The organism is Antribacter sp. NEAU-D49 (assembly GCF_057158775.1).
Genome location: NZ_JBXTSN010000021.1, coordinates 24,112 through 38,568, shown reverse-complemented (window position 1 = coordinate 38,568; position 14,457 = coordinate 24,112). Strand labels below are relative to the sequence as shown.

At 72.7% G+C, this 14,457-nt stretch carries 17 protein-coding genes; 13 read left to right on the top strand and 4 right to left on the bottom strand.

From position 1 onward, the window contains the following. Positions 1-81: 81 nt before the first annotated feature. The 11 genes from AC060K_RS15970 to AC060K_RS15920 all read left to right on the top strand — a co-directional run bounded on the left by AC060K_RS15970 (position 82) and on the right by AC060K_RS15920 (position 10,318). The gene (locus tag AC060K_RS15970; protein ID WP_483766392.1) at positions 82-1,470 is read left to right on the top strand and encodes a glycosyltransferase 87 family protein; all 1,389 of its coding nucleotides are present in this window, start codon (positions 82-84) and stop codon (positions 1,468-1,470) included. A 119-nt stretch (positions 1,471-1,589) separates the two neighbouring features. Continuing rightward, positions 1,590-2,714, top strand: a complete 1,125-nt coding sequence (locus AC060K_RS15965) for a glycosyltransferase family 4 protein (protein WP_483766391.1) — start codon at positions 1,590-1,592, stop codon at positions 2,712-2,714. A 1-nt stretch (position 2,715) separates the two neighbouring features. Then, on the top strand, positions 2,716-3,942 hold the full coding sequence (locus tag AC060K_RS15960) for a glycosyltransferase (protein ID WP_483766390.1): 1,227 nt from the start codon (positions 2,716-2,718) through the stop codon (positions 3,940-3,942). Positions 3,943-3,958: 16 nt separating this feature from the next. Beyond that, positions 3,959-4,903 carry an SGNH/GDSL hydrolase family protein gene (locus AC060K_RS15955; protein WP_483766451.1) on the top strand — a complete coding sequence of 315 codons (945 nt, stop codon included), beginning with the start codon at positions 3,959-3,961 and terminating at the stop codon, positions 4,901-4,903. Between the two features lie 10 nt (positions 4,904-4,913). Then, positions 4,914-6,683: a choice-of-anchor I family protein gene (locus AC060K_RS15950; protein ID WP_483766389.1), complete on the top strand. Its 1,770-nt coding sequence runs from the start codon at positions 4,914-4,916 to the stop codon at positions 6,681-6,683. Positions 6,684-6,928: 245 nt separating this feature from the next. Then, positions 6,929-7,681 carry a class I SAM-dependent methyltransferase gene (locus AC060K_RS15945; RefSeq protein ID WP_483766388.1) on the top strand — a complete coding sequence of 251 codons (753 nt, stop codon included), beginning with the start codon at positions 6,929-6,931 and terminating at the stop codon, positions 7,679-7,681. A gap of 15 nt (positions 7,682-7,696) precedes the next feature. Then, on the top strand, positions 7,697-8,053 hold the full coding sequence (locus tag AC060K_RS15940; protein ID WP_483766387.1) for an ArsR/SmtB family transcription factor: 357 nt from the start codon (positions 7,697-7,699) through the stop codon (positions 8,051-8,053). After that, positions 8,050-8,709: a cation diffusion facilitator family transporter gene (locus AC060K_RS15935; protein ID WP_483766386.1), complete on the top strand. Its 660-nt coding sequence runs from the start codon at positions 8,050-8,052 to the stop codon at positions 8,707-8,709. The genes AC060K_RS15940 and AC060K_RS15935 overlap by 4 nt, the downstream gene beginning before the upstream one ends. Positions 8,710-8,744: 35 nt before the next feature. Next, positions 8,745-9,545 carry a MerR family transcriptional regulator gene (locus tag AC060K_RS15930; RefSeq protein WP_483766385.1) on the top strand — a complete coding sequence of 267 codons (801 nt, stop codon included), beginning with the start codon at positions 8,745-8,747 and terminating at the stop codon, positions 9,543-9,545. Positions 9,546-9,557: 12 nt separating this feature from the next. Next, on the top strand, positions 9,558-9,887 hold the full coding sequence (locus AC060K_RS15925) for a YnfA family protein (protein ID WP_483766384.1): 330 nt from the start codon (positions 9,558-9,560) through the stop codon (positions 9,885-9,887). Positions 9,888-9,895: 8 nt separating this feature from the next. Beyond that, positions 9,896-10,318, top strand: coding sequence for a TIGR03668 family PPOX class F420-dependent oxidoreductase (locus AC060K_RS15920; protein WP_483766383.1), 423 nt, complete (start codon positions 9,896-9,898; stop codon positions 10,316-10,318). On the opposite strand, the gene AC060K_RS15915 is transcribed toward AC060K_RS15920, so the two are convergent. The 4 genes from AC060K_RS15915 to AC060K_RS15900 all read right to left on the bottom strand — a co-directional run bounded on the left by AC060K_RS15915 (position 10,319) and on the right by AC060K_RS15900 (position 13,584). Beyond that, a complete protein-coding gene (locus tag AC060K_RS15915; RefSeq protein WP_483766382.1) occupies positions 10,319-11,275 on the bottom strand; it encodes a hypothetical protein in 957 nt (318 codons plus the stop codon). Between the two features lie 103 nt (positions 11,276-11,378). Then, positions 11,379-11,978, bottom strand: coding sequence for an HIRAN domain-containing protein (locus AC060K_RS15910; protein WP_483766381.1), 600 nt, complete (start codon positions 11,976-11,978; stop codon positions 11,379-11,381). Positions 11,979-12,157: 179 nt separating this feature from the next. Beyond that, positions 12,158-12,805 carry a 2'-5' RNA ligase family protein gene (locus tag AC060K_RS15905; protein WP_483766380.1) on the bottom strand — a complete coding sequence of 216 codons (648 nt, stop codon included), beginning with the start codon at positions 12,803-12,805 and terminating at the stop codon, positions 12,158-12,160. Beyond that, positions 12,805-13,584 carry a GntR family transcriptional regulator gene (locus AC060K_RS15900; protein WP_483766379.1) on the bottom strand — a complete coding sequence of 260 codons (780 nt, stop codon included), beginning with the start codon at positions 13,582-13,584 and terminating at the stop codon, positions 12,805-12,807. Before AC060K_RS15900 ends, AC060K_RS15905 begins: the two co-directional genes overlap by 1 nt. A gap of 175 nt (positions 13,585-13,759) precedes the next feature. Here AC060K_RS15900 and AC060K_RS15895 point away from each other — a divergent pair, with 175 nt between their 5' ends. Together AC060K_RS15895 and AC060K_RS15890 are read left to right on the top strand one after the other, a co-directional pair. Then, positions 13,760-14,014: a hypothetical protein gene (locus AC060K_RS15895; protein WP_483766378.1), complete on the top strand. Its 255-nt coding sequence runs from the start codon at positions 13,760-13,762 to the stop codon at positions 14,012-14,014. Beyond that, positions 14,014-14,415, top strand: coding sequence for a hypothetical protein (locus tag AC060K_RS15890; protein WP_483766377.1), 402 nt, complete (start codon positions 14,014-14,016; stop codon positions 14,413-14,415). The genes AC060K_RS15895 and AC060K_RS15890 overlap by 1 nt, the downstream gene beginning before the upstream one ends. The last annotated feature ends 42 nt before the right edge of the window (positions 14,416-14,457 follow it).

Below are 14,457 nucleotides of genomic sequence, written 5' to 3'. Positions count from 1 at the left end.
CATAAAGTTCGGTGACCCGAACTCTAACTCGCGGTCACCCGTTTTGCACCACGCGACGCCCGCCGGTGGCAGGATGTCCGCGTGGCCGACCCGACGAGCGACACCGACCCGACCCCGACGACCCGCCCCGCGACGCGACTGGGCGCCGCCGGCCACCTCGCCGCGCGCGTGCTGGGGTCGTGGCCCGCGCTCTGGCTCGGGTTCGCCCTGGTCCACGTGTACCTCATCCAGCAGGCCTGGCTCTGGGAGCCGCAGATCTACGGCGACGTGGCGCTGTACGAGTGGTGGGCGCGGAACGGCCTCGACGCCGGCTGGTGGCCTGTCTTCGACGGCGAGTTCGTCTACCCCGTCGGAGCGCTGATCCCCATCACGCTCCCCGCCCTGTGGACCCAGGACGCCGAGGGTTACAAGATCGCGTGGACCTCGATGGTCACCATGCTCGACGCCCTCTCGCTCCTGGCGCTCGGGTCCACCCGGCCGCGCGGCCGGATCGCCGCCTGGTCCTGGCTCGTCTTCCTCGTGGCGCTCGGGCCCATCTTCCTGGGGCGGCTCGACGGCGTCATCGCGCCGTTCATCCTGGTCTCGCTCCTGATCGCCGCGCGCCACCCGGCCGCCGCGATGGCGCTCGCCACGGTGGGCGCCTGGATCAAGATCGCCCCCGGGGCCGTCGCCGTCGCGCTCCTGGCCGTGAGCCGCCGCCCCCTGCGTGAGGTCGTGCTGCCCGGCGCCGCAGTCACCGCCGTGGCCGTCGGCTGGGCGCTGATCGGCGGCTCCGGCACCCGGGTGCTCGACGTGTTCGGCGAGCAGGGCGCCCGCGGCCTCCAGGTCGAGTCGGTGGCGGCCACCCCGTTCGTCGTCGCGCACCGCTGGGACCCGACGATCCTCATCGAGTTCAACGACCAGATCTTCACCTACGAGGTGCTGACCGACGGCGCCGCACGGGTCGCCGCCGCGCTCGACGTGGTGCTCCCGATCGCGGTGCTCCTGGTCGCGGCCCTCACGTGGTGGGCGGGCCGCCGTCGTCCCGACCGGCTGCAGGACGTGCTGCTCCTGGGCGCCGCGGCCCAGCTGCTCGCCCTGATCGTCTTCAACAAGGTGGGCTCCCCGCAGTTCATCGCGTGGATCGGCCCGCCGCTCGTGGCCGGGATCGCCCTGTCCCAGCTGCGAGGCCTCGCGTTCCTGCGCACCTGGGCGCCGCCCCTGCTGGTGGCGCTGGTGATCGGCCGCCTGACCTTCGAGATCTTCCCCGCCCAGTACGGCGAGTTCCTCGGCGGCTGGCCGCACATGGTCTGGATCGGCGGGATCCGCAACGGCCTCATCGTGGTGCTGCTCCTGGGCGCCGTGGTCCGGCTCTTCCAGCTCGCGCTGGGGGCGACGCCGTTCGCGCGTCCGGTCGCGGACGAACCGGAAGCCACGGAGAAGCCGGAACCCACCGAGGAACCTGAGACCACGGCCGGCGCCACGCCGTGACCTGCCCGGCCTCGCCGGGCCGTCACCATACCGTCGCCCGCCGTTCTCCGGTTCGCCGCCCAGAACTCCCCCAGTCGTCACCGTCGGCTGGTCAAGTTTTTCTTGTGCGCGTAGCTATCGTGGCAGAGAGCTTCCTCCCGCAGGTCAACGGCGTCACCAACTCCGTCCTGCGCGTGCTCGAACACCTGGAGCGGCGGGGCGACGAGGCTCTCGTGCTCGCCCCTGACGCCGACTCTGGCCCGGTGCCGCCCTTCGTCAACGGCGCCCCGGTGGTCGAGCTCGGGTCCATCGGGCTGCCGGGCTACCCGGACGTGCGGCTCGTCGTCGGCAAGAAGTGGCGCACCGAGCGCACCCTCGCGGCGTTCGCGCCCGACGTGGTGCACCTGGCGTCGCCCTTCGTCCTGGGCTGGCAGGGCGTGCTCGCGGCCGAGCAGCTGCGGCTGCCCACGGTCGCCGTCTACCAGACCGAGGTGCCCGGGTACGCGGCGCGCTACGGGCTGCCCCACCTCGAGTCGCTGCTCTGGCGGCGCGTCAAGAACATCCACGAGCGCGCCACCCTCAACCTCGCGCCGTCCACGGCGACGATGACGCACCTGGCCCGCCGCGGCATCCCCAACCTCCGGCTCTGGGGCCGCGGGGTGGACACCACCACGTTCCACCCCCGGTTCCGCGACCCGGCCTGGCGGGCCCGTGTCGGCGCAGGCCGCGACGTGCTCGTCGGCTACGTGGGGCGGCTCGCCGCCGAGAAGCAGGTCGAGGCCCTCGCCGTGCTGTCCGACCTGCCCGGCGTGCGCCTCGTCGTCGTCGGCGACGGGCCGGAGCGGGCCGACCTGCAGGAGATCCTGCCCGACGCGCACTTCACGGGCCTGCTCCGCGGGGCCGAGCTGTCCCGTGCGATGGCGAGCCTCGACGTCTTCGTCCACCCGGGCGAGCTCGAGACGTTCGGCCAGACCCTCCAGGAGGCGCACGCCAGCGGCGTTCCCGTGGTGGCCCCGGCCGCCGGCGGCCCGCTCGACATCGTGCGCCACTCGCACGACGGCTGGCTCTACCCGCCCGGCGACCACCAGGCGCTGCGCGGCCACGTGGCCGACCTCGTGGGCGACGAGCGCAAGCGCCAGGCGTTCGGCGAGGCCGCGCGCGAGCACGCCGCCAGCCGGTCCTGGCACGATGTGTGCGAGGACCTCGTAGGACACTACGAGCACGCGATACGCGTGCATGAACGGGCCGGGTCAGCGGAGGTATGACGTGCGGATAGTCCACGTCGCGAACTTCTACGGGCCGCGCTCCGGAGGCATCCGCACCGCCATGCACGCTCTCGCCGCGCAGTACCTGCGGCGGGGGCACGAGCCGGTGCTCGTGGTGCCCGGAGAGCGGTCCGGGGTCGCGGTCGTGGACGACGTCCGGGTGGTGACCGTCGCCGCGCCGCGCGTCCCGTTCAGCGGCGGCTACCGCGCCGTGGCCCGCCCGGCGCAGGTCCACCGCCTCCTCGACGCCCTCCAGCCGGACCGGCTCGAGGTGAGCGACCGCACCACCCTGGTCGGCACCGGCACCTGGGCGCACGAGGCCGGGGTGCCGTCGGTCCTCCTGCTGCACGAGCGGGTCGACGGCGTCCTGCGGGCCTTCCTCCCCGGCGGCGGGCCCGACGGCCGCATCCGCGAGGTGGGCGCCCGCACCATGCCCCGGCTCGCCGACACCTACAACGCGCGGACGCTCCCCCTGTACGACCGGCTCGTGGCCACCACCGGGTACGCGGCCGCCGAGGTGGAGCGGCTGCGCGCCCGCCCCGGTACCCAGCGGTCCGGCCTGCGCCTCCCGCCCCTGCACCGCGTGCCGCTCGGCGTGGACCTCGGCCTCTTCCGGCCCGACCGCCGGTCCACCGCCGCGCGGGACGAGCTTGCACCCCGCGGGACGGCGCTCGTCGTGGTCGCCAGCCGGCTCTCGAAGGAGAAGCGGGTCGACCTGGCCGTCGACGCCGCGGCCCAGGTGCTGCGCGACGGCCGCCCCGTCCGGCTCGTCGTGGCCGGGGCCGGGCCGCTCCTCCCCGCGCTCCGCCTCCGCGCCGAGCAGGCGGGCCTGCCGAACCGGTTCCTCTCGTTCGTCCCCGACCGGGAGCGTCTCGCGACACTGCTGGCGTGCGCCGACGTCGTCGTCGCCCCCGGGCCGATCGAGACCTTCGGGCTGGCGGCGCTCGAGGCGCTCGCCTCCGGCACACCGGTGGTCTGCTCGTCCACGAGCGCGCTCCCCGAGGTGGTGGCCGACGCCGGAGCCGCCGGCGCGCCCGAGCCCGGCGCGCTCGCCCTCGCCCTGCACGACGTCCTCGACCGCGACCCCGTGGCCCGCCGGGTCGCCGCCCGCGCCCGCGCCGAGCTCTTCCCCTGGGACGCGACGGGCGCGGCGATGGTCGCGCTGCACACCCGGGCGGCGTTCGAGACGCACCTCAGCGTGCCCGAGCTCGCGGTGAGCCCGGTGTGAGGGTGAGTCCGGCGTGATGGTGGCCCTCGGCGACTCGATCACCGTGGGCGTCGGCGACACCGTGGGGCCCGACGCCGTCCACGGGCCCGGCTGGGCCGCGCACCTCGCCGCCCTCCTGCAGGTCGACGCGTTCACCAACCTCGCCACCAACGGCGCCCGGGCCCGGGACGTCCGGCGCGACCAGCTCCCTCGCGCGCTCGCGCTGCGGCCGTCGCTCGCCACCGTCTTCACGGGCGGCAACGATGTGCTGCGCAGCGACTTCGGCGCCCTGGCGGTGGAGCGCGACCTGCGGTCCACCGTCGCCGCCCTGCGAGCCGCCGGGACCGACGTGGTGCTCGCCACCCTGCCCCGGATCGGCCTGTTCGAGCTCGCGCCGACGGTCGTCCGCTCGGTGATGCGGCGGAGGGTGGCCGCACTGAACGCCGCGGTCTCGAACGCGGCCGGGTCGAACATGGCCGGGTCGAACGCGGCGGGGTCTCCCGACGGCCCGTTCGGCCGCCTCCTGGTCGTCGACAGCGTCGCCGCGGTCGCGCCCGCCGGGAAGAGCGCCTGGCACATCGACCGGGTCCACCCCTCGCCCACCGGGCACCGCCACCTCGCCCTGTCGGTCGCCGCGGCGCTGGCGCGCCTGGACCGGCGGTACGCGGCCGTGGACGGGGACGCGGCGCCGGGAGAGGACGCGGCGGTGGCCGGAGGCGAGGCGGTGCCGGGAGGCGACCCGTCCGCCGTCGGGCACCGGCTTGCGGCCCTGCTCCCCGCCGCGCCGCCGCCGCCCAGCCTGCCCGAGCGGGTCGCCTGGCTCGTCACCGCGGGCGTGCCGTGGTGCGTCCGGCGGGGCGGGGACTTCCTGCCCGGGCTGGTGCGGGCCGTGGTCGCGGACCGGCGGGTGAATCTGCTCGTTCACCGGCGGTACACCCCTGCGACATCGGCGCGTCCGGACTGCGACACCCCGGAGCCCTAGCGTCCGCGGCATGTCCCGCTCCCTGAACCTTCTCGCCGTGGGCGCGTGCGCCGGCGGCCTCGTGCTGGGCGCCTTCGCCCTGCCCGCAGCGACCGCCCTGCCCGCCGGTGCGGGTGGGTCGTCCGCCCCCGGCGCCGGTGTCGTCGCCGACCCGGTCACCTACTCCGCCGACCGCGCCGCGCTGTCGCTGCGCCCCCTCGGCTCCTATTCCACGGGCCTGTTCGACGAGGCGTCGGCCGAGATCGTGGCCTACCACGCCAAGAGCGAGCGCCTCTTCTCCGTGAACGCGGAGGCCGGCGAGGTGACGGTCCTCGACGTGTCCCGCGTCACCGCGCCCGCCCGTCTCTTCGCCCTGCAGACCACGGGCGTCCCCGCCGCCGACGGCTCGACGGTGCCCGAGGGTGCCGTCGCCAACTCGGTGACCGTCCGCGCCGACGGCCTCGCCGTCGTCGCCGTCGAGGCCCCCGACAAGGTCTCGCAGGGCTGGCTCGTGTTCTTCGACGCGGCCGGCGACGGCGCGGCGCTGGGCGCCGTCCGCGTGGGCGCGCTGCCCGACATGGTGACGATCACGCCCGACGGTCGCACCGCCGTCGTCGCGAACGAGGGCGAGCCCGACGACGACTTCACCGTCGACCCCGAGGGCACCGTCTCCGTCGTGGCGCTGCCCCGCCGCGTCGCGGCACCGGGCCAGTCCGCCGTCCGCACGGCGGACTTCCACGCCTTCGAGGGCGACGCGCTGCCCGCGGGCGTGCGCGTCTTCGGGCCGGACGTCGCCGGCTCCGACGGGTCGCTCACGTACCGCGTCTCGCGGAACCTGGAGCCGGAGTACGTGGCCGTCGACAAGCACTCCGTCACCGCCTACGTGGCACTGCAGGAGGCCAACGCCGTCGCCGAGGTGGACCTCGCGTCCGCGACGGTCACCACGATCCGGCCGCTCGGCAGCAAGGACCACTCCGTCGTGGGGCAGGGCATCGACCCGTCCGACAAGGACGGCGTGGCCGCGATCCGCGAGGTCCCCGTCCAGGGCCTCTACATGCCGGACGGCCTCACCGCCTACACCGTGCGCGGCGAGACCTACCTGGTCTCCGCGAACGAGGGCGACGCCCGCGAGTGGGGCGACTACGCCGAGCCGGCCCGCGTGAAGGACCTGGGCAAGAAGGGCCTCGCCCCCGTCTGCGCCGACTCCCCCGCCGCCGCGCTCCGCGGCGACGCGGACCTCGGACGCCTCAACATCACCACGGCGTCCGGCCTGTCCGACGACGGCACCTGCTACGAGCAGCTGTACTCCTTCGGCAGCCGCTCGTTCTCCATCTGGACCACCGACGGCGAGCTCGTCTTCGATTCGGGCACCGAGCTCGAGGAGATCACGTCCGCCGCGCTCGGCGACGCGTTCAACACGAACCACACCGAGACCAACTTCGAGGGCCGCTCCGACGACAAGGGTCCCGAGCCGGAGAACCTCGCGATCGGTGCCGTGGGTGGCCGGACGTACGCGTTCATCGGGCTGGAGCGCGCCTCGGGCGTGATCGTCTACGACATCAGCTCGCCGGCGCGGTCCGAGTTCGTGACCTACGTGTCGAACCGCGACTACTCCGTCTCCGTCGAGGACGCCGACGACACCTCCGCCGCGCTGGCTGCCGCCGGTGACCTCGGGCCCGAGGGCCTCGCGTTCATCCCCGCCGCCGGCTCGCCGACGCACAAGCCGCTCCTCGCGGTCGCCAACGAGGTGTCCGGCACCACGACGCTGTTCCAGGTGGACCTGGCGCGGGGGCGTGGCTGAGGTTCTGCTCGTCTTGTTCTGACGCTCTCGCCCGACGCCGGTCGGTCGCCTTTCCTGAGAAGGTGACCGGCCGGCGTCGGTCGTCGTGGCGGGGCCGGTGGGCTCCCAGCAGGACGGCGGGTGCCGGTCCGCTTCGAGAACGTCATGGGGCCATGCTTCGCCGCCCGAAGCATGACCCCATGACGTTCTCGAAGCGGACCGGAAATCCCAGGCCCACCACCCCACCCCCGCCGTAGCCTCACGTCATGCCCGATCACGACCCCTATGGCGACCCCGACCTCGTCGCGCTCTACGACCTCGACAACCCCGCCGGAGCCGACCACACCTACTACCGCGCCCTCGCGGACGCCCTGGACGCGCGAACGGTCCTCGACCTCGGCTGCGGCACCGGCCTGCTCACCCGTGCGCTGGCCACGGCGGGGCGGCGGGTGGTCGGCGTCGACCCGAGCCGCACCATGCTCAGCCACGCCCAGGCGCAGCCCGGGGCCGACGCCGTCACCTGGATCCTGGGCGACGCCTCCGCCCTTCCCGGCGACGCGGCGGCGGACCTGGTGGTCTGCACCGGAAACGCGGTCATGCACATCGGACCGGAGGAGCTGCCCGCGGCGCTCGACGCCGTCGTCCACAGCCTTCGCCCCGGCGGCGTGCTCGCGTTCGAGACGCGCAACCCCGCCTTCCGCGAGTGGGAACGATGGACCCGCGAGGCGACCTTCGGCGAGCGGACGACGCACCTCGGCCTCCTGCGCGAGTGGATCGAGGTGACCTCGGCGTCGGACGGCCGGGTCGTCTTCGACGCGCACAACGAGCTCCCGAGCGGCGAGGACCGTGTGTACACGACGGAGCTGCACTTCCGCGACGAGTTCGCGGTGCGTGAAGCGCTGGCCGCCGCCGGCTTCGGCGAGGTCCGCGTCGCGGGCGGCTGGCACGACGAGCCGGTCACCGACGAGTCGCGCGTGCTGGTGGTCAACGCGGTCCGGGGGCCGGCGGCGATCGGCTAGCATCGTCCTGTGACGATGACAGAGACCGAAGCCGATACCAGACGCAGCCTGGAAGCCGCCGCCTGCCTGTTCCACGGCTTCTCCGAACCCGCCCGGCTCGGGATCCTGCGCCACCTCGCCCTCGGTGAGCACCGCGTCGTCGACCTGACCCGGCACCTCGGGCTCGCCCAGTCGACCGTCTCCCAGCACCTCGCCTGCCTGCGTGACTGCGGTCTCGTCGACTCGAGGCCACAGGGACGCGCCTCGGTGTACTCGCTGTCCCACCCGGAGGCCACGCTGGACCTGCTCGCCGCCGCCGAGCGGCTGCTCGGCCTCACCGGCGACGCCGTCGTCCTGTGCCCGGTGTACGGGGTGGACGGGAGCGCGTCATGAGCAGCCCCAACAACCCCACGTCGGTCGAGACCGAGCGGCTGACCCGGCGAGGGCTGCGCCTGGCTCAGGTGACGGTCGGCTACAACGTGGTGGAGGGCGCGGTCGCGATCACGGCGGGCGTCCTGGCGGGGCTGGTCTCCGTGGTGGGGTTCGGCATCGACTCGGCGATCGAGTCGATCTCGGCGGTCCTCGTAGGGCTCCGCCTCGCCGCCCGCCTGCGCCAGGGACCCGACGCCGAGCCCGACGAGCGCAAGGAGAAGCTCACCCTGCGGCTCGTCGCGGTGACGTTCTTCCTCCTCGCCGGCTTCGTCACGGTGGAGGGCGTGCGCGCGCTGCTCACGGGGGAGACGCCGGAGACGTCGCCGCTCGCGATCGGCCTCCTGGTCGCGTCGCTCATCGTGATGCCGCTGCTCGCCGCCGCGAAGGAACGCGTGGGCCGCGCCCTGGGCGGCGACCGCCTGATCCTGGCCGACGCCGCGGAGACCCGCATCTGCGTCCTCCTCTCCGTGTCGACGCTCGCGGGCCTGCTGCTGTTCGCCTGGACGGGCGCCGCCTGGCTCGACCCCGTCGCCGGCTTCGTCATCGCCGTGTTCGCGATCCACGAGGGCAAGGAGGCGTGGGAGGGCGAGCTCGTCGAGGAGCACGACCACGCTTGACCTTCGAGCCGGGTCCAAGGTCTAGCGTCGCAGGCATGAGGATCTCCGAGCTGGCCCGTCGCACCGGGATGCCCGCGACGACGCTCCGCTACTACGAGAAGGAAGGCCTGCTCCCGGCTCCGCGGGCTGGGAACGGCTACCGCGCATACGGTCCGGACGCCGTCGACCGCCTGGCATTCATCGCCCAGGCACGGCACCTCGACCTTCCGCTCGCCGCCGTGCGCGAGCTCGTGACCGCGTGGGAGTCCGAGCCGTGCCACAGCGTCCGGGACGCGTACCGGCCCCTGCTCGTCGAGCGGTCCGCGCAGGTCGCGGAGCGCCTCGTCGCGCTGGGGGCGCTCCGCGACACGCTCGCCCAGGCGGTCGCCCGGCTCGACGCCCTGCCCGAGCGGGACGCGCCCTGCGACGACACGTGCGTCCACCTCGACGGGCCGACGGCGGCCTCGGGCGGGGTCCCTGCGGAGGTCGCCGCTGCGGTGGTCGGGCCTGCGCCGGACGCTGCCGCGGTAGCCGACGCACCCGTCGCCTGCACCCTCGGCGCCGGCGACTACGCCGCCAGGACCGCCGAGTGGCACGCCCTCCTCGCGGGCGCGCTCCTGGAGGAGGTGGCCGACGGCGTCCGCGCCACCCTCCCCCTGGCCGTCCTCGAGCGCACCGCCGCGCTCGCCGCCCAGGAGCAGGGGTGCTGCACCTTCTACTCTTTCCGCCTCGACCTGCGCGGCCCGGTCTTCGACCTCACCATCACGGCGCCGCCCGACGCCGGCCCGCTGCTCGCGGACCTGCTGCCTGCCGACCTGCTGCCCGCCGAGGCCGCGCGGCCCACCGGCCCCGCCTGACACCCTGGTCCCATGACCGTCACGCGCTCGATCATCCTGTTCGTCGCCGCCGCGCTGTTCGAGATCGGCGGCGCCTGGCTGGTGTGGCAAGGCCTACGGGAGCACAAGGGCTGGCTGTGGGTGGGCGCCGGCGTGATCGCGCTCGGGATCTACGGCGTCTTCGCCACCCTGCAGCCGGACGCGAACTTCGGCCGCATCCTCGCCGCATACGGCGGCGTGTTCGTGGCGGGCTCCCTGGCGTGGGGCATGATCGTGGACGGCTTCCGGCCGGACCGGTGGGACGTCGTCGGCGCGCTGATCTGCCTGGCCGGGGTGGGCGTCATCATGTACGCGCCGCGGTAGGAGGGCCGGTGCGCCTGGATCCCGACGAGTGCCGCGAGCGCCTGGGCGCCGCCCGCTCGGCGTACCTCGCGACGGTGGGCGCGGACCTCGCGCCGCACGTCGTGCCCGTGGTCTTCGCGCTGGCCGACGACGTCATCTCGATCGCCATCGACCAGAAGCCCAAGACCACGACGAACCTCCGCCGACTGCGGAACCTCGCCGAGAACCCGCGCGTCGCCGTGCTGTGCGACCACTACGCCGACGACTGGACGCAGCTCTGGTGGGTCCGCGCGGACGGGACCGCCACGGTAGAGGCGGAGGGCCCGGCACGGCAGGCGGCGATCGACCTGCTGACGCGGCGCTACCCGCAGTACGACGACGACCCGCCGCGCGGCCCGGTCATCCGGATCGCGGTGACGCGGTGGACGGGGTGGGCGTTCTCGGACGGGTGATCAGGCGGGGCCGGCCGGGGCGGCTCGGCCGCGGAAGACGTGCTCGCGGTGCCAGGCGAAGTACTCTGCGCGACCGTCCCACCCGGGGATCGCCCGACCGTCGAGGGAGTCGAGGCGCGCGGAGATTGCCGGCGCGACAGCCTCGTCCGTCGCCACGTAGTGACCGTCTGCACCCGTGACGTATCCCAGCTCGAACAGCCAGTCGCACCCGAAGAGACACGCGAGCATGGCGACGTTGGCCAGGTCGCGGCGCTCGTCCTCCGTGCAGGCCGACCGACGCTTGATGTGGGCCGCCCACAGCGCGTTCACGGGCAGCACCTCACCGCAGAGTGCGCAGGGCGCCTCGGTCCGGCCCTGAAGAAGGCCTCGTCGCAGGGTCGGCTGCTCGCCGCGGCGCATCAGTCGGACGGCGAGATCGGTGGGGCCGTCGTAGGTGGCGGGGATGTCGTCGCGACCGACCGGCGCGGCTACGACCGGGTCGCGGGTGGCTCGGCGCTGCTCCGGGCTGGGCGCGTGGGCGAGGTCTCGTTCCAACCTCGTGGCGTCGTCCGTCGTGTATCCCGGCACGTCGAGCAGGAGGCGCATCCGCCTCGTGGTGTTGCCGCCCTTGGCTCCGGGCACCTGACCGATCCGGCCCTGCGAGCGCATCAGAGCCTTGGCGAGGTCGTCGATGTTCGTGATCTCGCCGAGCGGTGCGGGGACGGGGCTGAGCCGGCGGTCGTCCCAGGCGACGTTCTTCGTCCCGCGCGAGTCCACAGCCGCGTCGGTCACCGTCGCCCCGAGGTCGCTCAACCGGCGGAGCAGGATCGTGAACCCGTAGGTGTACTCGGTGTTCCGCGCGCTGGCAGTGCCCACGGTGCCGCCCCGGCTCTCCACCACGAGCGACAGGTCGTCACCGTGCACCTCGATCATGAAGGTCGAGTCGACCTCTGCACCCTCGTCGTCGAACACGCGCACAGCGACACCGTTGCATACATGCAACAGGAGGCGGAAGCACCGGCCCGGCGCTTCTGCTGGTCATAACCCCAGCTGAGCACGGGGGCCCGCCCGTCGCGATCCCTCAACCCCGTAGGCGCTTGCGCAGTGGCCCCATCTTCGGGACGTCGACCCACAGCTGCGAGCTGTTCGGCGTCACACCAGTCCCGTTCACGCGAAACGCATCTACATCGACTTCGTCCAGGAGCGGGGCCATCGACGCCGCGCGCGATGCGGAAATGTGGCCGACCTTCCGGCCGGATGTGCTGAACACAGCAACGGCCGAAGCATCGTGCTCATTGTTTGGTTCGCGGATCAACAGGTACTGACGTCCCCCGAAAGCGCTCCGCTCCGCGGCCTGCAACCAGTGGGCCAGCCCCTTGATCCGAGTACGGGTCGACTCCAGGTCCGTCAGGTCCAGGACGCGGAGCGATCCGGGCTCGACGGTCACCACCTCAACCCGTGCCGCGTCGACAAGCGCGTCGTACTCGTTCGCGACGTCCTCAAAGTCGAGCCCCAAACAGTCCACCTCATGCCAGTTGACACCGCCGTCCGGGTGACGTTCGAAGAGTTCATGTGCGAGTTCTCGTGCAGACTTCGGATTGGCAGCCGCAGTGGCCGTTGGATTCGGACCGCCTGCTGACGACGTCCGGACAGGCCTCTTGAACAGGTCGAATAGCCCCATGCAGGCAAGGTTAGCGACGCAGTCGTTGTCCAGCTGGGCAGGCCGGTGGTCGCACGGAAGTGCAGCCACTCGCAGGAGGACGCCACGGTGCAGGAGGTGGGCGGCCGAGCGAGGTCACGCCTTGCGACCTATATGCCCGGTACCCGATCGCCGTGCATTGCGCAAAGCGTCACGCCCTCCTACTCGGCCAACTGAAGTGAGGCAACGGTTTCCCACACATACATGCGCCGGTCTCGGTGCATCCGGATGAGCGGGACCTGGTCATAGACCGCAGTCGGCGGCTCCGTGTCTGCCTCAACGCCGTTGAGCACCGGGCGAATCGGTGCCGCATCGCTGGGCCCGTTGCCATATGCCACCGAGACATGCGGTCGAAAGCCCTCCTCCGGTTCGGGTGCGGTCCCGAGGACTTCCGCAATCCCCTGGCGGATGAGCCGGCGCAGCTCGGAGAACCGCTTCGGCTCCGACGGCGGCAGGATCAGCGCCTCACGAGAGATGTGCGCCCGGTGGTACGACGCGACGATCGGGCCGAATCCCTGAAGCGCTGTGCCCACGGTTCTGAGGACGGCTTCGACCGTCACGTCGTCGACATCCTCGACGTGACCGAGTCCCTGCAGGGTCATGTGCAGCCACTCGGCCGGGATCGGGTCGAGAGTCGGAAAACCGCTCACGGCCCCCTGGTACGCCTGAGCCAGCTCCACCACACCGGGGTGCTCGGCCTGCGTGATGTGGAACGCGTAGAACCGCGTGCCAACACCCCAGCCCGGACGCCACCACCAGTGATCGCGCATCGCGGGCTGGTCGGCGTACAGGGCGTCGTAGTCGGTCATCAGATGTCGGACTTCGGGTTGGCCGTCTCTGCATGAGCGGGGATGTCGTACTCGTCGACGAACGTCATGCGATCCGCGGGCCAGATCGACTCCGAGACCTCGAGGACTGCGCCGGCTTCGTCCGTCGCAGTGTGCACCACGTGGATCACGTGCTCGCCGATCACGAGCCCGAACAGCTCGGCTTCCTCCATCGCTGCCGGGCGGGCGATCCACCGGTCCACGGCGTGGGCATAGGTCCTTCCCGTCAACTCCTCGACACAGCGGAAGAGAGCCTTGGGCACGACGGCAGGCTCAGCGAGATAGGTGCCCCGCGCGAACTCGGCAGGTAGGTACGAAGCACCGATCTCCTGCAGGTGACCACCCTCGTCGTACAAGTGCCGCCGTCGCACGATCACCTCGGAGCCGGCCGGGACGCCCATGGTGTCGGCGATGTGCACCGGCACGGGGGCTGGCCCGGCAGCGACGATGTCGTGCCGGAGCGCGTTGGTCAGCAGGCCCGACCTGCCTCGAGCGTCGCCATAGCGGCTCCGTGACCGACGCTCCCGGCGCCTGGTCTCGCGCACGAACGTGCCGCTTCCGTGCCGAGACTCGATCAGACCCTCCCCGCGCAGAACTCCGAGGGCCTGGCGCACCGTCGGCACGCTCGTGCTGTTCCGCTCGGCGAGCACAGTCTCCGCGGGCAGACGGTCGCCCGGCTTGTACTCGCCGTCGCGCAGCTGGGCACGGATCGCGTCCGCGATCACGTGGTACTTCTTCGCGCGGGGGCCGACGTCGGCCATCTGCTCACCTTCTCCCTTGACCAACCCACGTCAGGCTATGTCCTCATGAGGACTTGACGACAGTCGGACGTCATGTTGTGCTGGCCTAACTCTTAATGAGGACTTGATGACAGGGGGCACATGACGATCGAGGGCCAGTCACCGGTGAAGCACCCGCACGAGCAGGCGTCCTGACATGGGCCGCGCCGAAGCCCTGTCGCTCGCCTGGGACCTGCTCTCGCGGGCATCGCTCGACCTGCGCAGCACGGTCCGAGCCCTCGATCTCCATGGGCTCACGGTCCACGCGGCCCAGGCCCGGTCGCTGGAGCAGAACACGAACGAGCTCTACCTGCTCGTGCGCATGGAGGCCGACGCGGCGCACCGGGAGCAGAACCCCGACGCGTACGACGAGCACGGCCGCTGGATCGGCAACAACCACAGGGGGCAATGATGGAACGTGGGCCGGGGCAGAGCGGGCTTCCCGCATTCCCCTACGAGGGAGCCGACGCCGCGCGGTGGCTGGCGAACGCGGCCGACGACGTCAGCGCGGCAATGCGCCATCTCGAAGGCATCGAGCCGGCTGCGGCCGGCCACCTGGAGGTGCTTCGAGCCCGTGCTGCCGAGGTCGCGCACGAGGCCCGTCGTCTCGAGGACCGGCCGCGGGGAGACAGGGCCGATGCACTGGTGAACGTCGAGCGCTGCCTCATGCGTGCGGACGAGGAGCTGGGCAAAGCGCTGGAGGCTTACCGAGCGCTCGGCGCGACGGCTATGGCCGACGACGTGGCCGCCCTGGCTCTTCGAGTAGACCGTGCGCTCGGGACCCTCAGCCATCGGGCCACCTCCCGAGCCTGATCGAGGACCCCCGAGAACGCGAGAGCCCCTGCCTGCGTTTCC